Raw genomic sequence first — 18,103 nt, forward strand, 5'->3', positions numbered from 1 at the left:
ACACGGAAGGCACGCGGGCGCGGCGCCGTCACACGCATGACAACAAAAAAGGGCCACGGCTTACGGGCATCCGCGCCCGACTCACAGGCGCGCGAAAGCACGCCGATGTCGCCATCGGCGTGCCGCAGCCTCGGTCAGCCCCGGATCAGCTGCCCTTGAGGGACTCTTCCAGTTCCTTGCAGGATGGCGCGCAGACGGGCTGGGCCTTGCCCAGCACGCGCTTGGTCTGCATCAGCGAGCGCGGCCGGTGCTTGCCGCACAGGAAGCAGGACATGGTCGCGCCGCTGAAGGACGACGAGGCCTTGAAGGGCGAGCCGGGTGTCTTGGACTTGTAGCGCAGGCCGCCTTCGCTCACCGTGGTTTTGACGTCAGCGCTGGCCATGGTGATCTCCTTGCGCGGATGCGCCACAGATGGGATACGACGGGGAAGAAATGACTTTCTTGCAGAGCATAGGGGTCGATTTTCGGACTTTTTTGCGGCATTGCGGCCATGCAGGCCTTTGAAGGGGCCGCAATCGCTGCAAAAACTTGGAGACAGCGGCCTCTGCACGCCGGCCCAGGCTCACGCACAATCCGCGCCATGCAGCTCAATTTCATTGCCAATGCCCAGGTGCCCTCGGCTTCCGGGCGCGTCCTTCCCGTCCTGGACCCTTCCGATGGCCAGGCTTTCACCGAGATCCAGCGCAGCCAGGCCAGCGACATCGACGCCGCCGTGCGTGCGGCGCGCGACTGCTACGAAGGCGTCTGGCACAAGACCAGCGCCGCCGAGCGCAGCCGCCTGCTCTACAGGCTGTCGCAGAAGATCGCCGAGCACGCCGACGAACTGACGGCGCTGGAGCAGCGCGATTGCGGCAAGCCGACCAAGCAGGCCCGCGCCGACGCCCTGGCGCTGGTGCGCTACTTCGAGTTCTACGCCGGCGCCTGCGACAAGCTCCATGGCGAGACCATCCCCTACCAGGACGGCTACAGCGTCTTCACCTGGCGCGAGCCGCATGGCGTGACCGGCCACGTCATTCCCTGGAACTACCCGATGCAGATCTTCGGCCGCAGCGTGGGCGGCGCCCTGGCTGCGGGCAACGTCTGCGTGGTGAAGCCGGCGGAGGACGCCTGCCTGTCCCTGCTGCGCGTGGCCCAGCTGGCGGCGGAAGTCGGCTTCCCGGCCGGCGCGCTGAACATCGTGACGGGCTACGGCCACGAGGTCGGCGATGCGCTGGCGCGCCACCCCGGCATCGACCACATCAGCTTCACCGGCAGCCCCAAGGTGGGCACGATCATCCAGCAGGTGGCGGCCGAGCGGCATTGCCCCGTGACGCTGGAGCTCGGTGGCAAGAGCCCGCAGATCATCTTCGCCGACGCCGACCTGGACGCCGCCATCCCGGTCGTCATCAACGCCATCGTGCAGAACGCGGGCCAGACCTGCTCGGCCGGCTCGCGCGTGCTGATCCAGCGCGACATCTACGAGCCGCTGCTGGAGCGCCTGGGCAAGGCCTTCGAGGCCCTGCGCGTGGGCCCTGCCGCGATGGACCTGGACGTCGGCCCGCTGATCCGCCAGAGCCAGCAGCAGCGCGTGTGGGATTTCCTCTCCGACGCGCATGCCGCCAACATCCCGATGGTGGCGCAGGGACGGGTCGTGGACGAGGCGCCGGACACGGGCTTCTACCAGGCGCCCACGCTGCTGCGCGACGTGCCGGTGGATCACCGCCTGGCGCAGGAAGAGGTCTTCGGCCCCGTGCTCGCCGCCATGGCCTTCAGCGACGAAGACGAAGCGGTGGCCCTGGCCAACGCCACGCAGTTCGGCCTGGTGGCGGGCGTGTGGACGCGCGACGGCGCGCGCCAGTTCCGCATGGCCAAGCGCGTGAAAAGCGGCCAGGTCTTCATCAACAACTACGGCGCCGGCGGTGGCGTGGAACTGCCCTTCGGCGGCGTGAAGTCCTCGGGCTACGGCCGTGAAAAGGGCTTTGAAGCGCTGTACGGCTTCACCACCCTCAAGACCGTGGCCGTGCGCCACGGCTGAACGCGGCGGGCCCCCGTACGCTTCCATGAAGAACGGCGCCCGCGGGCGCCGTTCTCGTTTCAGCGCCGAGCTGGTGCAAGCCCGGCGCGCATGAAGGACGATCGCCTCAGCGGCGCCCGCCCAGCAGGCTGCCGCCGATCTTGAGCAGGTCGCCCATGTCCAGCTTGCCATCGCCGTTCTGGTCCAGCACGGCGCCCAGCAGGCCGCCGCCCAGGCCACCCTGGTCCTGGATGCGGCTGGACTCCTGCCCCAGCAGGCTGCCCAGGCCGCCCGCGTCCATGCCGGCGCCCTGCGTGCGCTTGGCCAGGAAGGCCATCACGATGGGCGCCAGGATCTGCAGCAACTGGCCCACCTGCGCACCGCCCAGGCCGGTCGCCTGGCTCAGCCCGCTTTCGGCCCGCGGCTGGGCGCCACCGAAGATGTGGCCCAGGATGCCGCCTGCGTCCAGCTGCGGCGCGGCCGCGCCGCCCGAACCGCCGCCCAGCAGCGAACCCAGCAGGCCGCCCAGGTCGGGACCGCCGGCGTGGTCGCGCTGCAGGGCGCCAAAAAGATCGGCCGCGCCTTGCGGCTCCTGCGCGTTGCGGCCCAGCGCACCCAGCAGCATGGGCAGGGCCGCGCCGACGGCGGTGCTCGCCTGCTGCGTGCTGGTGCCCAGCTGCCCGGCAATCTGCTGCAGGGGCGCGCCCTGGAGCTGGGCGAAAAGATCGTCGACGAGGGAAGTGGAAGCGTTCATGGCGGTCCTTGCCCACAGGCAGTGGAAGCTGAAAGAAGCGGGCCTGGCGGCCCGGGCGGCATCTTAGCCACCGCCCCCTTGCAAGGCGGCAGCCTGCCCCCGCGGCACCGGGGCCGACCGGGACTTATGGCGCACTCCCCGCCGATTCCGCAAGGGCCGCCCCCGCCTCAGCCCAGCGCCGTGTCCAGCAGCATCATGAGCACGAAGCCCAGCATCAGTCCCCCCGTGGCGAAGGCCTCGTGCCCCTTGCGATGCGATTCGGGGATGATCTCGTGGCTGATCACGAAGAGCATGGCCCCGGCGGCGAAGCCCAGGCCCCAGGGCAGCATGGCGGCCGACTGCTCGATCACCGCAGCGCCAATGACGGCGCCGACCGGCTCCACCAGGCCCGAGGCCATGCCCAGCGCCACCGCCACCCCGCGGCGGTAGCCCGCCGCCAGCAGCGCCACGGCCACCACGAGCCCTTCGGGCACGTCCTGGATCGCGATCCCGGTGGCCAGCGCATGGGCGCCCACGCGGTCGGTGCCCGCATAGCCCACGCCGATGGCCAGCCCTTCGGGCAGGTTGTGCAGCGCGATGGCGAAGACGAAGAGCCAGGTGCGCCTCAGCTGGCGCGCGGCCAGGCGGTCCGCGCCCTCGCGGCCCTTGATGAAATGCTCGTGCGGCAGCGCCTTGTCCATCAGCATGAGCACGGCGCCGCCCAGCAGGATGGCGGCCCCGATCACGCCGCCCGCGCCCCAGGCGCCGCCGCCCCACAGCGCCTGCCCCCTGGCCGCTTCGAGCCCGGGCAGGATCAGCGAGAAGGCGCAGGCGGCCAGCATGACACCGGCGCCGAAGCCGAACAGCGTGTCCTGCACGCGCTCGGACAGGCGCTGCGAGAACAGCACCGGCACCGCGCCCAGCGCGGTGGCCAGCGCCGCGGCCGAGCCGCCCATGAAGGCCTGCCAGATCACGGCGCTGCTGCGCACGAAATGCCAGGCCTGCACCGCAAGCAGCAGCGCGCCGAAGAGGACCACGGCGAGCCCCAGCATGCGGCGCCAGCGCCAGGCAGGACGGCGGCTCGTGGCAAGGGGGGCATCCGGGGCATTCATGCGTGCTCCTGCAGGCAAGGAGGGACGAGCGGCGAAGCGATCAGCCGCGCGCCGCGGCGTACCGGCGGGCCACTTCGGCCCAGTCCACCACGTTATAAAAGGCGGCGATGTACTCGGGCCGTCGGTTCTGGTAGCGCAGGTAGTAGGCGTGCTCCCACACGTCCAGCCCCAGGATGGGCGTGGCGCCCGAGCCGATGCCGCGCATCAGCGGGCTGTCCTGGTTGGCGCTGCTCTCCACGGCCAGGCGGCCGTCGGCGCCCACGACCAGCCAGGCCCAACCGCTGCCGAAGCGGGTCAGCGCGGCCTGGGTGAAAGCGTCCTTGAAGGCCTCGAAGCCACCGAGTTCGCGGTCGATGGCTTCGCGCAGCGCGCCTTCCGGCTGGCCACCGCCGCCTTCGGAGGGCGGCGCCATCACGGTCCAGAACAGCGAATGGTTGGCATGACCGCCGCCGTTGTTGCGCACGGGCGCGCGCAGGGCTTCAGGCAGGGCCTGCAGGTCCGCGATCAGGGCCTCCACTGGCGTGCCGGCATGCGGCGTGCCCTGCAGCGCGGCATTCAGGTTGTTGCCATAGGTCTGGTGATGCTTGCCGTGATGGATCTCCATCGTCTGCGCATCGATGTGCGGCTCCAGCGCGTCGACGGCATAGGGCAGCGGGGGCAAGGTGTGAGACATGGCAGGGTTCTCGGTGGTTGGAAGCAGGACATCGACCGGCGCACGGGCCGGTTTCAGGGGTGACGGCCGGCGCCCAGGGCGTGCGGGCCGAGGGAGGCTCCGCGGGGCGGCTGGCGGCGCGGACCAGCGCTTTCCCGTGCCCTGCCGCAGGGGCGGGCCCGACACGGGGGCACCGAGGGCGTTGACGTTCGCAGGCGGGGCAGGCACACGCGTCTCCAGGAGGGGGAGGAAGGGCCCTTTGCGTGCGCAGGCTGCGTAATCAGGCTTCAGATAATGATAGTCATTCTCAACAATTCTTGTCGAGTGCGGTTTTTCCATGCGCGAGAGGCCTTGAGCGGAGCCCGGACGGAGCCAGGTCCTTACACTGCACCGGAGCGTCGCCCTCCTTCGCGGGCGCCGCGCCCAGGCCACCTCTTCGACCCGAATCGCCCGCCCATGGCAGAACGCGTGATCCCGCTGATCGACCAGCGCCGGCTCGCCACCGCGCCCGCAGTGGGGGTGGCTGCGGGCGCGTGGGAGGGCGGCCTGCTGCTGGACCGGCATGCCCGTCCGCTCACGGACCTGCGCATCAGCGTGACGGACCGCTGCAACTTCCGCTGCAGCTACTGCATGCCCAAGGAGGTGTTCGACAAGGACTACCCCTACCTGCCGCACAGCGCGCTGCTGAGCTTCGAGGAGATCACGCGGCTGGCCAGCGTGTTCGTGCACCTGGGCGTGCGCAAGATCCGGCTCACGGGCGGCGAGCCGCTGCTGCGCAAGCACATCGAGGCGCTGATCGGCCAGTTGGCGGCGCTGCGCACGCCCGAGGGCGAGGCGCTCGAACTCGCGCTCACCACCAACGGCTCGCTGCTCACGCGCAAGGCTGCAGCGCTCAAGGCCGCCGGGCTGCAGCGCGTGACGGTGAGCCTGGACGGGCTGGACGACGCCGTGTTCCGTCGCATGAACGACGTGGACTTTCCCGTCGCGCAGGTGCTGGCCGGCATCGAGGCCGCGCTTGCCGCCGGACTGGGGCCGGTCAAGGTCAACATGGTGGTCAAGCGCGGCACCAACGACGACCAGCTGCTGCCCATGGCGCGCCATTTCCGCCAGCACTACGGCGGCCAGGTGGTGCTGCGCTTCATCGAGTACATGGACGTGGGCGCCACCAACGGCTGGCGCATGGACGAGGTGCTGCCCTCGGCCGAGGTGGTGGCGCGCATCGCCAGCGAATTTCCGCTGCGCCCGCTGGAGCCGCACACGGCCAGCGAAACCGCGCAGCGCTGGGCCTATGCCGACGGCGCGGGCGAGATCGGCGTCATCAGCAGCGTCACCCGCGCCTTCTGCCACGACTGCAGCCGCGCCCGCCTGTCGACCGAAGGACAGCTGTACCTGTGCCTGTTCGCGCACCAGGGACATGACCTCAAGGGCCTGCTGCGCGGCGGTGCCGACGATGCGCAGTTGCGCGCCGCGCTGGCGGCCCTCTGGCAGGGCCGCGGCGACCGCTACTCCGAGCTGCGCGCCCAGCGCGGCCCCGACGCGGGCGCGAGCGCCGCGCCGCGCCGCGTCGAGATGAGCTACATCGGCGGCTGAACGCGCCTTCGCGCCCGCCCCCTGCCCGACGGCCTCGCATGACTGCATCCCCCGCGCTGGATCCCGCCTCGATCACCGGCCTGGTGCTGGCCGGCGGCCAGGGCCGCCGCATGGGCGGCATCGACAAGGGGCTCGCACTGCTGCAAGGCAGGCCGCTGGCGGGGCATGTGCTGCAGCGCCTGAAGCCGCAGGTGGGCCCGCTGCTGATCAGCGCCAACCGCCACCTGGACCGCTACGCCGCTTGGGGCGTGCCCGTCTGCCCCGATGCGCAGACCGGCCACCCGGGCCCGCTGGCCGGCTTCCTGGCCGGCCTGGCGCACTGCCAGACGCCCTGGCTGCTCACCGTGCCCTGCGACACGCCGTGCTTCCCGCACGACCTGGCGCAGCGCCTGGCCGCGGCAGCCCTGGACCGGGGCGCGGCCATCGCCGTGGCCTGCGCGCCCGAGGGGCCCGGCGCGCCGGGCGAGGCGCCTGCGCTGCGTCTGCAGCCGGCCTTCTGCCTGCTGCGGCGGGAGCTGAAGGACAGCCTGGCGCAGGCCCTGGCCCGCGGCGAACGGAAGATCCAGGCCTGGCTCGGCCAGCACACCGCCGTGCGCGTGCCCTTCGACCGGCCCGCGGACGATCCCTTGGCCTTTTTCAACGCCAACACCCCGCAGGACCTGCAGGTGCTGGCCCGCCTGTGCGGCGGCCCCGCTGCCGCCGAAGACCCGGTGCCTGCCGGGGCCGCCTCTGCGCCATGACGCCGTCTCCCTCTGCCCTCGCCGCCTCCGATCCTTCGTCCGCCCTGCCGGCCGGCGACTGGCATGTGGACGAGGTGCTGGCCCGGCTTCGGGCCCTGGCAGCCCCCGAGGTGCTGCGCGAGGCCCGCATCCAGCCGTTGGCTGCCTGCCTGGGCCGCGTGCTGGCGCAGCCCGTGGTGTCGCCGCTCGACGTGCCGCCGCACGACAACTCGGCCATGGACGGCTATGCCTTCGATGGCGCAGCGCTGCAGACGCCCGCGGCGGCCGGCGGCTGGCAATGGCGGATCGTGGGCACGGCGCTGGCCGGCCAACCCTGCACCACGCCGCTGGCCGCCGGCCAGGCCCTGCGCATCATGACCGGCGCCGTGATGCCGCCCGGCGCGGACACGGTCGTGCCGCAGGAGCTGTGCACGCGTGAAGGCGACACGTTGCGGCTTCAGGCTTCGGTCGGCCTGCGGGCCGGCGCCAACCGCCGGCGGCGCGGCGAAGACCTGTCGGCCGGGCAGTGCGCGCTGCCGGCGGGCACCCGCCTGGGGCCGGCCGCGCTGGGCCTGCTGGCCAGCCTGGGGCTGACGGCGGTCCCCGTGCTGCGCCCGCTGCGCGTCGCGCTTTTTTCCACCGGCGACGAGCTGCTGGAACCCGGCGAGCCCTGGCGCGAAGGCGCCATCTACGACAGCAACCGTTTCACGCTCGCCGGGCTGCTGGCGCGGCTGGGCTGCGAGACGACGGACCTGGGCCGCCTGGCCGACCGGCCCGAGGCGCTCGAAAGCGCGCTGCGCCGCGCTGCGCTGGAAGCGGACGTGATCCTCACCAGCGGCGGCGTGAGCCAGGGCGATGCGGACCACCTGCGCACCGTGCTGCAGCGCCTGGGCGAGATCGATTTCTGGCGCGTGGCCATGCGCCCGGGCCGACCGCTGGCCGTGGGCCGGCTGCCCAAAGGAGCGTCGGCGCAGCGGGGCCGCGCCCTGCTCTTCGGCCTGCCCGGCAATCCGGTGGCCGCGATGGTGAGCTTTCTGGTCTTCGTGCGCCCCACCCTGCTGCAGTTGATGGGCTGCCGCGCACAAGACTGCGCACCGCCGCCGCTGGTCCGCGCCCGTACCCTGCAGCCCATCCGCAAGCGCCCCGGCCGCACTGAATATCCGCGCGGCTGGCTGCAGGCACGCCCCGGGACGCTGCCCGAGGTGCAGGTGTCGGCCGACCAGGGTTCGGGCCTGCTGAGCGGCATGCAGGCCGCCAATGCGCTGGTCGTGCTGCCGCATGACCAAGGTCAGGTGCAGGCCGGCGCCGAGGTGGACGTGCTGCTGATCGACGCGCTGGTCTGAACCCCCACGGCGCCCGCGCGGCGCTCAGAGCCGCCCCAGCGCGCGCAGCACGCCCTGGTTGGCCAGCGCGTCGGCCTTCTCGTTGCCCATGTCGCCCGAATGGCCCTTGACCCAGCGCCATTCGATCTGGTGGCCGCCCTCGCTCACGAGCGCGTCCAGCCGGCGCCAGAGGTCGGCGTTCTTCACGGGCTGCTTGCTGGCCGTGACCCAGCCCTTGGCCTTCCAGCCGCGGATCCATTCCGTGATGCCCTGGCGGACATACTGGCTGTCCAGATAGAGCAGCACCTTGCAGGGGCGCTTGAGGGCCGCCAGCCCCTCGATCACCGCCGTCAGTTCCATGCGGTTGTTGGTGGTGCTGGCTTCGCCGCCGAACAGCTCCTTCTCATGGCTGCCCGATTTGAGCCAGACGCCCCAGCCGCCCGGGCCGGGGTTGCCCTTGCAGGCGCCATCGGTGTAGATCACAACTTCGTTCAAACGTCGTTCCTTATAGTGGGTTTCGCGGCGTGCAGTGGATCGGCACCGCATCCGGCTGCGCCGCCACACGGCCCGACAAGTGCATGCCCAGGAAAAACAGGCCCACTCCGGGCCGCCACAGCGTCAGACGCATGGATGTCGGCCGTTCTCCGGTGCTTCCTGCGGACGAGGTGACACAAGGCCCCGGTGCACGCGGCCCGTGGCAGCGACCGGCGCGGTGGCCAGGGCGCGGCGGCGCTTCCAGTCGGCCGGCAGCAGGTGCAGGCCGCGCACGCGCTTCACGGCCACGATGAAATAGGCCGCGCCGAAGATCGGCCAGGAGCGCTCGCCCAGCCGGTCCAGCCAGCGGTAGCGCTCCAGCCAGGCCTCGCTGCGCACGCCGGGGCGGTACAGGCCAAAGCGGCTCGACTCCACCTCGAAGCCCAGCAGCCGCAGCCAGTCGCGCATGCGCCAGTAGTGGATGAAGCCGCCTTCCTGGGGCAGGTACAGCTCGCCCATGCCCAGGCGCCGGTACAGTTGCGCACGGCGCTGACGCAGGCCCCAGAGGCTGGCGGGGTTGAAGCCGCACAGGATCGCACGCCCTTCGGGCACCAGCACGCGCTCCACTTCGCGCAGCGTGCCATGCGGGTCGGGGCTGAGTTCCAGCGTGTGCGGCAGCGTCACCAGGTCCAGGCTGTTCCCGGGAAAAGGCAGGGCCTCGAAATCGGTGACCAGATGCGCGCCCGCGCATTCCGGCGCGGTGGCGGGCAGCGCCAGCCAGCGGTGCGGCATGCGGTTGTGCTGGAGGGTGGAAATCTCGGGCAGGCCCAGTTGCAGCGCGTGGTAACCAAAGACGTCAGCCACGGCCTCATCGAACTGCATCTGCTCCCAATTTCGCAGATGGCGGCCGGGCGGAGTGTCCAGCCACGGACCCAAACCTATAATTTCGCCGCTCATGACCCTCGTTCCGTTGCCCGCTTTTGCCGACAACTACATCTGGACGCTGCAGGTCGGAACGCACGTGGTCGTGGTCGATCCGGGCGAGGCCCGGCCGGTGTTCGATTGGCTCGCGCTTCGGCCCGACCTGACACTGGCGGCGATTCTAGTCACGCACCATCACGGCGATCACACCGGCGGCGTGGCCGCGTTGCGCGACGCCACGGGCGCCGCGGTGTTCGGACCCGCGACCGAGCAGATCCCCGAACCCTTCACGCGCTGCCGCGGCGGCGAGCGCATCGGCGCGGCCGGCTTGCAGTGGGACGTGATCGACGTGCCGGGCCACACGGCCGGGCACATCGCCTTCTGGCTGACGGCCGAGCAGGCGCAGGCGGCTGGGGCCGGCGCGGCGCCGCTGCTCTTTTGCGGCGACACGCTGTTCTCCGGCGGCTGCGGGCGCCTGTTCGAGGGCACGCCGGCCCAGATGCTGGCCTCCCTCGACACCCTGGCCGCCCTGCCCGGCGAGACGCGCGTATGCTGTGCGCACGAGTACACGCTGTCGAACCTGCGCTTTGCCCAGGCCGTGGAACCGGGCAATGCCGAACTGGCCCGCTATGCCGCCTGGTGCAGCGCGCAACGCGAAGCCGGCCGGCCCACGCTGCCGGCGGAACTGCAGACCGAGCGCCGGATCAACCCCTTCCTTCGCAGCCGCGAAGCCTGCGTCACCTCCGCCGTGCACCGGCACGCCGCCCTGCCCGCCCATGCGGACGAAGTGGCGGTGTTCGCCGCACTGCGCCAATGGAAAAACGACTTTCGATGAAGTTTCTGCTTGCGGCCTTCATGGCCGGCACCCTGCTGCTGGCCGGCTGCGCCACCGGCCCCACCGGCGACGGCACCTCTTTCGGCGCGGCGGGCGGCACCGGCTTCGTGACCGGCTCCGCGGCGCCGGTCTACCCGGCTGGCGCCCTTTCCCCCATCACCGCCGGCCGCGCCGGCGCCAGCGCCCGCAGCGTGGTGATGACCGCCCCGCCGGCCGACATGTGGGACCGCATCCGCCGCGGCTTCAGCATGCCCGACCTGGACTCCGAGCTGGTGCGCGATCGCGAGCAGTGGTATGCCGCGCGGCCCGACTACATCCAGCGCATGGTCGCGCGCTCGAACCGCTACATCTTCCACATCGTCGAAGAACTCGAGCGGCGCAACATGCCCACCGAGCTGGCGCTGCTGCCCTACATCGAGAGCGCGTTCAACCCGCAGGCCGTGTCCAGCGCCCGTGCCGCCGGCATGTGGCAGTTCATGCCTGCCACGGGCACCGACTACGACCTCAAGCAGAACCTGTTCCGCGACGACCGCCGCGACGTGGTGGCGTCCACGCGCGCCGCGCTCGACTACCTGCAGCGCCTGTACGGCATGTTCGGCGACTGGCACCTGGCGCTGGCCTCGTACAACTGGGGCGAAGGCAGCGTGGGCCGTGCCATCGCGCGCAACAAGGCGGCCGGCCTGCCCACGGGCTACACCGACCTGCGCATGCCCGATGAGACGCGCTACTACGTGCCCAAGCTGCAGGCGGTGAAGAACATCGTGGCCGATCCCGCCCGGTTCGGCGTGGACCTGCCGCTGATCCCGAACCACCCCTATTTCCAGACCGTGCCGCTCACGCGCGACATCGACGTGGAACTGGCCGCGAAGCTGGCCGACGTGCGCATCGAGGACTTCCGCGCCCTGAACCCGGCCGCCCACAAGCCCGTGCTGCTGGCCGCCGGCGGCACCGAGATCCTGCTGCCCTGGGACAACGCCGAAGTCTTCCAGCGCAACTTCGAGGCCTACAACCAGGGCCAGTACGCCAGCTGGACCGCCTGGGTGGTGCCCAGCACCATGACCGTGGCCGACGCCGCCCAGCGCGCGGGCATGAGCGAGGCCGACCTGCGTGCGCTGAACAACATCCCGCCGCGCATGCTGATCAAGTCCGGCTCCACGCTGATCGTGCCGCGCACGGCGCGTGTGCAGGAAGACGTGGCCGCGGTGGTGGCCGAAACCGGCCAGCTGAGCTTCGTGCCCGAGGTGGTGACGCGCCGCACCGTGGTGCGCGCGGGCCGCAACGACAGCGTGGCCAGCATCGCCCGCCGTTACGGCGTGAGCGCGGCCAACGTGGCGCAATGGAACGACGTCAGCACCTCGCACGTGTTCAAGCGCGGCCTGCAGGTGGTGCTGTTCCAGCCGGTGCGTGCGGCGCCCGCCGCGCGCGTCGGAACGGGCGCCCGCGGCGCGAAGCGCCCGGTGGTCACCGCCAAGCGCGGCGGCGGCGCCCATGTCAGCGCCGCACGCGCGGGCGCCTCGAGCAAGCAGGCGGCCAGCGCCAAGAAGGCGCCCGCCCCGCGCGGCGGAGCGAGCAGCAAGAAAAAGCGCTGAGCCCCGCCCTCCTGCGCGGCCCCACAGAACCCATACAACAACAGCACAGGAAGGGAATCACGAATGGCCGCAGAAGGCAGCGCAGGCGACCTGATCAAGGTCGTGACCCTGCTGGGGGCCGCCGTGGTGGCGGTGCCCCTGTTCAAGCGCATCGGGCTGGGCTCGGTGCTGGGCTACCTGGCCGCGGGCCTGGCCATCGGCCCCTTCGGCCTGGGCCTGTTCTCCGACCCGCAGACCATCCTGCACACCGCCGAGCTCGGCGTGGTGATGTTCCTGTTCGTCATCGGCCTGGAGATGCGCCCCTCGCACCTGTGGAGCCTGCGGCGCGACATCTTCGGCCTGGGCAGCCTGCAGGTGGCGGTGTGCGGGCTGCTGCTCACCGGCGTGGGCATGGCCTTCGGCTTCCCGCTGGCCGTCTCCTTCGTCAGCGCCATGGGCTTCGTGCTCACCTCTACGGCCATCGTCATGCAGCTGCTGGGCGAGCGCGGCGACATCGCCGCTGCGCGCGGCCAGAAGATCGTGGCCATCCTGCTGTTCGAGGACCTGCTGATCGTGCCGCTGCTGGCCATCGTCGCCTTCATGGCGCCGGCCGGCGCGGGGGCGGCCACCGAGGCCGGCTCGCGCTGGACCAGCATCGCCATCGCCCTGGGCGCGCTGCTGGCCCTGGTGGCCGCGGGCCGCTGGCTGCTCAACCCGCTGTTTCGCATCCTGGCCAATGCCAAGGCGCGCGAGGTCATGACCGCCGCCGCGCTGCTGGTGGTGCTGGGCGCGGCGCTGCTGATGCAGCTGGGCGGCCTGTCGATGGCCATGGGCGCCTTCCTGGCGGGGGTGCTGCTGTCCGAATCCACCTTCCGCCACCAGCTCGAAGCCGACATCGAGCCCTTCCGCGGGCTGCTGCTGGGCCTGTTCTTCCTGGGCGTGGGCATGTCGCTGGACCTGGCGGTGGTGGGGCGCAACTGGGAGCTGATCGTGGCGGGCGTGCTGGTGATGATGCTGGTGAAGGCGCTGTGCATCTATGGCGTGGCGCGGCTGGCCAAAAGCAGCCACGCGGATGCGCTGGACCGGGCGGTGCTGATGGCGCAGGGCGGCGAGTTCGCCTTCGTGCTCTTTGCGGCGGCGCTGGCCGAGGGCGTGATCGACCCGACGGTCAATGCCAACATGACGGCCATCGTGGTGCTGTCGATGGCGCTCACGCCGCTGGTGGTCATCGCGCACAGGCGCTTCGCCAAGCCCGAGGCCATCTCGATGGAAGGCGTGCAAGAGGCGCACGGCCTGTGCGGCAAGGTGCTGGTGATCGGCTTCGGCCGCTTCGGCCAGGTCGCCAGCCAGGGCGTGCTGGCCCGCGGCGCCAGCATCTCGATCATCGACAACAGCACGCAGATGATCCGCGACGCGGATGCCTTCGGCTTCACCGTCTATTACGGTGACGGCACGCGGCCCGAAGTGCTCCACGCCGCAGGCGCCGCCACCGCGCGCGCCATCCTGGTCTGCATCGACGACAAGGCCGCCGCCACGCGCATCGCCGAAGTGGTCAAGGCCGAATTCCCGCAGGCCCAACTGCTGGTGCGCGCCTGGGACCGCGAGCATGCGCACGAGCTGCTCAAGGCCGGCGTGGACTTCCAGATGCGCGAGACCTTCGAGTCCGCCATGCTCATGAGCCGCCAGGCCGTGATGGCGGTCGGCGCCACGGAGACCGAGGCCGACGAAGTCATCGAAGCCGTGCGCCGCCGCGATGCCGAGCGCTTCTATCTCGAAACCGCCGGCGGCCTGTTCGCTGGCCGCTCGCTGATCCTGAGCAACCGCAACGCCGAGCAGGACCCGGAGTTCGCGCAGCCCGACCAGGCGCCTGCGCGCTGAGCGGCAGCAGCTGCCGTCCGGAGTCGGCGGGCCCCGCGCCTTCAGCGCGGCGTGCGGGCGGCGCCGCGCCGGCGCACGGGCGACGATGCCGGCGATCAGGAGCACATGGATGCAGTGGAAGCGGGGCGCCGGCGCGGCCCGGATCATCGGCCCGTTCGATGACGGGGCTCGCGCCCTGCTGCTGCTGTCGCCCCCCCCCGCGCGTCAGAGGCGCTCGGCCTGCGCGCTGCGCGGCTGCCACTTCATCAGCCGGCGCTCCACGCGGCCCACGATCGCATCGAGCGCCAGCGCGAAGGCCGTGAGCACCGCAATACCGGCGAACACGGTGTTCACGTCGAAGGTGCCTTCGGCCTGCAGGATCAGGTAGCCCACGCCGCGCGCGGAGCCCAGGTATTCACCCACCACCGCGCCCACGAAGGCCAGGCCTACGGAGGTGTGCAGGCTGGAGAACACCCAGCTCGTGGCGCTGGGCAGGTAGACGGTGCGCAGCAGCTGCCGCTGGCTCGCGCCGAGCATGCGCGCGTTGGCCAGCAGCACCGGGCTGACCTCGCGCACGCCCTGGTAGACGTTGAAGAACACGATGAAGAACACCAGCGTCACCGCCAGCGCCACCTTGCTCCAGATGCCCAGGCCGAACCACAGCGCGAAGATCGGCGCCAGGATCACGCGCGGCATGGAGTTGGCGGCCTTGATGTACGGGTCCAGGATCAGGCTGGCCGTGGGCGCGAGCGCCAGCCACAGGCCGCAGGCCAGGCCGAGCACGGTGCCGATGGCGAAGGCCAGGCCCGTCTCCAGCAGCGTGGTGCCCAGGTGGCGGTAGATGTCGGCATTGCCCGGCAGCCCGTCGGGAAACAGCGCGCTGGGCGGCAGGCTCCACGGCAGGAACCAGCTCCACACCCGGCCCGCCACCTGGATCGGCTCGCCCAGGAAGAAGGCCACCTTGTCGTCGCGCGCCGCCACATGCCAGGCCACCAGCAGCAGCGCGAGCAGCGCCGCCTGCCAGAGGCGTGCATTGCTTTCGTGCGGACGCAGCCTCATCGCCGGGCCGCCCCAAGATGAGAACGCCCCCACGGGGGGCAGCGGACCTCGCGAAGCGGGGAAGCGTGGGGGCCATTTTTCATGCCACGCCTCGCTGCAGCTGCTGCGCGTAGCCCTTGATCACCTCGTCGCGCAGCACGGCCCAGACCTGGGCATGCAGTTCGACGAAGCGCGGCTGGTTGCGCACCTCGGCCACGTCGCGCGGGCGCGGCAGGTCGATGACGAATTCGCCGATCGGGCGGGTGGCCGGGCCGGCCGACAGCACCACCACCCGGTCGCTCATGGCAATGGCTTCGTCCAGGTCGTGCGTGATGAAGAGCACCGCCTTGCGTCCGGCGCCTCCGGCCCCTGCGTGCCTGCCCTCCGAGGAGGCGCGCTCCGGGGTGGGGGCGGGCCGGCGCCCGTCGCCTGCCCACAGCTCGAGCACCTCGTTTTCCATCAGCTGGCGGGTCTGCACGTCCAGCGCGCTGAAGGGCTCGTCCATGAGGATGATGTCGGGATCCCTCACCAGCGTCTGCGCCAGGGCCGTGCGCTTGCGCATGCCGCCCGAGAGCTGGTGCGGATAGCGGTCGCCGAAGCCGGCCAGGCCTACGCGCGCCAGCCACCGCTGCGCCTGGGCGCGCTGCTCGGCCTCGGGCAGGCCGCGGTACTGCAGGCCGAGCATCACGTTCTGCTCGGCGGTGCGCCAGGGCAGCAGCGCCTCGGCCTGGAACATGTACCCCGCGCGCGCGTTGATGCCCTGCAGCGGCTGGCCGAAGACGCGCACCGTGCCCGCCGAAGGCACCAGCAGGCCGGCTGCGACGTTCAGAAGCGTGGATTTGCCGCAGCCGGTGGGCCCGACCACGGAAACGAACTCGCCGGCCTCCACGCGCAAGGTGCTGCGGTCCACCGCCGTGTAGGACTCACCGCCCTCGCGCGCGCGGAAGGTGCAGCGGATGTCTTGCAGTTCGAGGGCCGGCGCCACCGATCCAGCCATGGCCTCACCCTCCGCTTCAGGCCTTGAAGCGGTCCTTGGCCCGGCGTGCGAATTCGTTGGTGTAGAGCTTGTCGAGGTCGATGCGCTCGGCCTTGACCTGCGTGTCGAAGCTCGCGATGGCGCCCAGCGCCGTCCTGGGTCCGTCTGCCGGCACCAGGCCATCGGGCGAGATGGATTCACGCACCTTGTCGAAGGAGGCCAGGTACAGCGCGCGGTCGCCGAGCAGGAAGGCCTCGGGCACGGCCTTGATGATGTCGCCCGGCCCGGCCGTCTGCAGCCACTTGAGCGCATGCACGATGGCGTGGGCCAGCGCCTGGCAGGTGTGGGGGTTCTTCTGCACGAACTCGGCGGGCGCGTAGAGGCAGGCGGCCGGCATCGGGCCGCCGAAGACCTCCTGCGTGCCCTTGAGCGTGCGCGTGTCGCTGATGATCTTCACGTCGCCCTTCTGCTCCAGCATCGTCATCACCGGATCGGTGTTGCTGATGGCGTCGATCTGGCCGGAGCGCAGGGCCGTCAGCGCGCCGGCGGCGACGCCCACGCCCACGTAGCTCACGTCGCTGGCCTTGAGGCCGCCGCGCGAGAGCACGAGGTTGGCCACCATGTTGGTGGACGAGCCCGGGGCCGACACGCCGATCTTCCTGCCCCGCAGGTCCGCGACGCTCTGGTAGGCGGGCAGGTTGCGGGTCGACACGCCCACCGCGATCTGCGGCGCGCGGCCCTGCAGCACGAAGGACTGGAAGAACTGGTTCTTGGACTGCAGGTTGATGGTGTGCTCGAAGGCGCCGGAGCACACGTCGGCCGAGCCGCCGACCACGGCCTGCAAGGCGCGCGCGCCGCCGGCGAAGTCGGCGATCTCCACCGTGAGGCCCTCTTCCTTGAAGTAGCCCAGCTGCTCGGCGATGGTGAGCGGCAGGTAGTAGAAGGCCGCCTTGCCACCGACGGCGATGCTCAGCCGGGGCTTCTCCAGCCTGGCCTGGGCCCGCAGGGCGGGCGCCACCACGATCGCGGCACCCGCGGCGGCGGCCAGGGTCTGGAAGGAGCGGCGGGTGAGCATGGCGGCCATGTCGGTGCAGGGAGGCGAGGAAGGTGCGAGTGAGCTTAGGGGTCGGCCCACAGCGCCTGAATCCGGAACATCCCCACGCGGGTTTCCACCGCCCGCGCCACGGGCGGGACCGGCTGCCGCCGCCAGCGCGCCGCGGCGCTGAGGACTTTCTTCTGCCTTCGAACGCAGGCCGTCAGCGCGCGACCGGCGCGACGAAGAAGATCGCCAGGTTGACGATCAGCGCGGCCAGCCACACCAGGCTGCGCAAAGTGCCGAGTCCGCGCAGGTAGCAGCCGATGTAGGCCACGCGCAGCAGCACGTAGGCCAGTGCGAGCGCATCGACGCGCGCCGCATCGGCGCCCAGTTGCTGCGCCACCAGCACGGCCCCGAAAAAGAGCGGCAGCCCTTCGAAGCAGTTGGTCTGCGCCGCCATGCCGCGGGCGCGCCAGCCGCTCTGGCGGGCGGCCCATTCGCGCGGCGCGGCGTTGTCGTGCGGCCGAAAGGCGCCGGCCTTGGCGATCCAGGCGGCCCCGAAAGGAAGCAGGGCCGCCACGATCAGGCACCAGTGCGCCAGGCCCAGATGGGTGAAGCTCATGCGGGTCTCCTCGTCCTCTCGTGCTGCGGCGCGGGGCCGTTCCTCAGCGCCGGTCCACCAGCGCATGCGCGATGGTGCCCAGGTCCACGTATTCCAGCTCGCTGCCCGCGGGCACGCCGCGCGCCAGCCGCGTCACCGTGAGGCCGCGCGAGCGCAACGCCTCGCCGATCACGTGGGCCGTGGTTTCGCCCTCGGCCGTGAAATTGGTGGCCAGGATCACTTCGCTCACCTGCCCGTCGAGTGCACGCGCCATGAGCTGGTGCATGCCGATCTCGCGTGGACCGATGCCGTCGAGCGGGCTGAGCTTGCCCATCAGCACGAAGTAGTAGCCGCGGAAGGCGCCCGTGCGTTCGAGCGCGGCCTGGTCGGCCGGCGTCTCGACCACGCAGAGCTTGGTGGCGTCGCGCCGCGGATCGGCGCACAGCGCACACAGCGGCGTCTCGGTGAAGGTGTTGCAGCGTTCGCAATGCCGCACCTGCTGCGCCGCCGTCTGCAGGGCGCGCGCCAGCAGCTGCGCGCCCTCGCGGTCGTGCTGCAACAGGTGAAAGGCCATGCGCGAGGCCGACTTGGCGCCCACGCCCGGCAGGCGTCGCAGGCTGTCGACCAGGGTGTCGAGCGATGACATCCGGCTGGACGTGGAGTGCCGGGCGTTGGG

The 18,103-nt window shown here is 71.3% G+C and carries 18 protein-coding genes; 7 read left to right on the plus strand and 11 right to left on the minus strand.

Annotation, left to right across the window (positions count from 1 at the left end; translation table 11 throughout):
- Positions 1 to 145: 145 nt before the first annotated feature.
- A complete protein-coding gene (locus LG388_RS14935) occupies positions 146 to 382 on the minus strand; it encodes a hypothetical protein (RefSeq protein ID WP_225783502.1) in 237 nt (78 codons plus the stop codon).
- Between the two features lie 198 nt (positions 383 to 580).
- Here LG388_RS14935 and LG388_RS14940 point away from each other — a divergent pair, with 198 nt between their 5' ends.
- Positions 581 to 2,014, plus strand: coding sequence for an aldehyde dehydrogenase family protein (locus LG388_RS14940; RefSeq protein WP_225783503.1), 1,434 nt, complete (start codon positions 581 to 583; stop codon positions 2,012 to 2,014).
- Positions 2,015 to 2,120: 106 nt separating this feature from the next.
- On the opposite strand, the gene LG388_RS14945 is transcribed toward LG388_RS14940, so the two are convergent.
- The 3 genes from LG388_RS14945 to LG388_RS14955 form a co-directional block, all read right to left on the minus strand.
- Positions 2,121 to 2,747, minus strand: coding sequence for a DUF937 domain-containing protein (locus LG388_RS14945; RefSeq protein WP_225783504.1), 627 nt, complete (start codon positions 2,745 to 2,747; stop codon positions 2,121 to 2,123).
- A gap of 167 nt (positions 2,748 to 2,914) precedes the next feature.
- A complete protein-coding gene (locus LG388_RS14950; protein ID WP_370630169.1) occupies positions 2,915 to 3,838 on the minus strand; it encodes a ZIP family metal transporter in 924 nt (307 codons plus the stop codon).
- Positions 3,839 to 3,878: 40 nt separating this feature from the next.
- Entirely contained in the window at positions 3,879 to 4,511 is a 633-nt protein-coding gene (locus LG388_RS14955; RefSeq protein WP_225783505.1) for a superoxide dismutase, read from the minus strand.
- Between the two features lie 435 nt (positions 4,512 to 4,946).
- On the opposite strand from LG388_RS14955, the gene moaA reads away from it, so the two are divergent.
- From moaA to glp, 3 genes are read left to right on the plus strand one after another with little or no spacing between them, the layout of a single operon-like run.
- On the plus strand, positions 4,947 to 6,080 hold the full coding sequence (moaA, locus tag LG388_RS14960; protein ID WP_225783506.1) for a GTP 3',8-cyclase MoaA: 1,134 nt from the start codon (positions 4,947 to 4,949) through the stop codon (positions 6,078 to 6,080).
- A 38-nt stretch (positions 6,081 to 6,118) separates the two neighbouring features.
- Entirely contained in the window at positions 6,119 to 6,820 is a 702-nt protein-coding gene (mobA, locus tag LG388_RS14965) for a molybdenum cofactor guanylyltransferase MobA (RefSeq protein ID WP_225783507.1), read from the plus strand.
- The gene (glp, locus tag LG388_RS14970; RefSeq protein WP_225783508.1) at positions 6,817 to 8,142 is read left to right on the plus strand and encodes a gephyrin-like molybdotransferase Glp; all 1,326 of its coding nucleotides are present in this window, start codon (positions 6,817 to 6,819) and stop codon (positions 8,140 to 8,142) included. Before mobA ends, glp begins: the two co-directional genes overlap by 4 nt.
- Before the next feature lie 24 nt (positions 8,143 to 8,166).
- Here the strand turns inward: glp and rnhA are convergent, their stop codons facing one another.
- Together rnhA and LG388_RS14980 are read right to left on the minus strand one after the other, a co-directional pair.
- Entirely contained in the window at positions 8,167 to 8,616 is a 450-nt protein-coding gene (rnhA, locus tag LG388_RS14975; RefSeq protein WP_225783509.1) for a ribonuclease HI, read from the minus strand.
- Between the two features lie 123 nt (positions 8,617 to 8,739).
- Complete coding sequence (locus LG388_RS14980) at positions 8,740 to 9,552, minus strand: class I SAM-dependent methyltransferase (RefSeq protein WP_225783510.1); 813 nt, start codon at positions 9,550 to 9,552, stop codon at positions 8,740 to 8,742.
- Here LG388_RS14980 and gloB point away from each other — a divergent pair.
- The 3 genes from gloB (at position 9,551) to LG388_RS14995 (ending at position 13,797) form a co-directional block, all read left to right on the plus strand.
- Positions 9,551 to 10,351: a hydroxyacylglutathione hydrolase gene (gene gloB / locus LG388_RS14985; RefSeq protein ID WP_225783511.1), complete on the plus strand. Its 801-nt coding sequence runs from the start codon at positions 9,551 to 9,553 to the stop codon at positions 10,349 to 10,351. The two genes, LG388_RS14980 and gloB, sit on opposite strands and share 2 nt — an antisense overlap.
- On the plus strand, positions 10,348 to 11,940 hold the full coding sequence (locus LG388_RS14990) for a transglycosylase SLT domain-containing protein (RefSeq protein WP_225783512.1): 1,593 nt from the start codon (positions 10,348 to 10,350) through the stop codon (positions 11,938 to 11,940). Before gloB ends, LG388_RS14990 begins: the two co-directional genes overlap by 4 nt.
- A 63-nt stretch (positions 11,941 to 12,003) precedes the next feature.
- Complete coding sequence (locus LG388_RS14995) at positions 12,004 to 13,797, plus strand: monovalent cation:proton antiporter-2 (CPA2) family protein (RefSeq protein WP_225783513.1); 1,794 nt, start codon at positions 12,004 to 12,006, stop codon at positions 13,795 to 13,797.
- A gap of 204 nt (positions 13,798 to 14,001) precedes the next feature.
- Here LG388_RS14995 and LG388_RS15000 read toward each other — a convergent pair whose 3' ends face one another.
- The 5 genes from LG388_RS15000 to recR form a co-directional block, all read right to left on the minus strand.
- Entirely contained in the window at positions 14,002 to 14,835 is an 834-nt protein-coding gene (locus tag LG388_RS15000; RefSeq protein ID WP_225783514.1) for an ABC transporter permease, read from the minus strand.
- A gap of 79 nt (positions 14,836 to 14,914) precedes the next feature.
- Positions 14,915 to 15,811, minus strand: coding sequence for an ABC transporter ATP-binding protein (locus LG388_RS15005; protein ID WP_225783515.1), 897 nt, complete (start codon positions 15,809 to 15,811; stop codon positions 14,915 to 14,917).
- A 16-nt stretch (positions 15,812 to 15,827) separates the two neighbouring features.
- Positions 15,828 to 16,865, minus strand: coding sequence for an ABC transporter substrate-binding protein (locus tag LG388_RS15010; protein WP_225783516.1), 1,038 nt, complete (start codon positions 16,863 to 16,865; stop codon positions 15,828 to 15,830).
- 181 nt (positions 16,866 to 17,046) lie between these two features.
- The gene (locus tag LG388_RS15015; RefSeq protein WP_225783517.1) at positions 17,047 to 17,448 is read right to left on the minus strand and encodes an MAPEG family protein; all 402 of its coding nucleotides are present in this window, start codon (positions 17,446 to 17,448) and stop codon (positions 17,047 to 17,049) included.
- A gap of 43 nt (positions 17,449 to 17,491) precedes the next feature.
- Positions 17,492 to 18,073 carry a recombination mediator RecR gene (gene recR, locus LG388_RS15020; RefSeq protein WP_225783518.1) on the minus strand — a complete coding sequence of 194 codons (582 nt, stop codon included), beginning with the start codon at positions 18,071 to 18,073 and terminating at the stop codon, positions 17,492 to 17,494.
- Positions 18,074 to 18,103 lie beyond the last annotated feature (30 nt).

The organism is Xenophilus sp. Marseille-Q4582 (assembly GCF_916700565.1).
Taxonomy (GTDB): Bacteria; Pseudomonadota; Gammaproteobacteria; order Burkholderiales; family Burkholderiaceae_C; genus Xenophilus.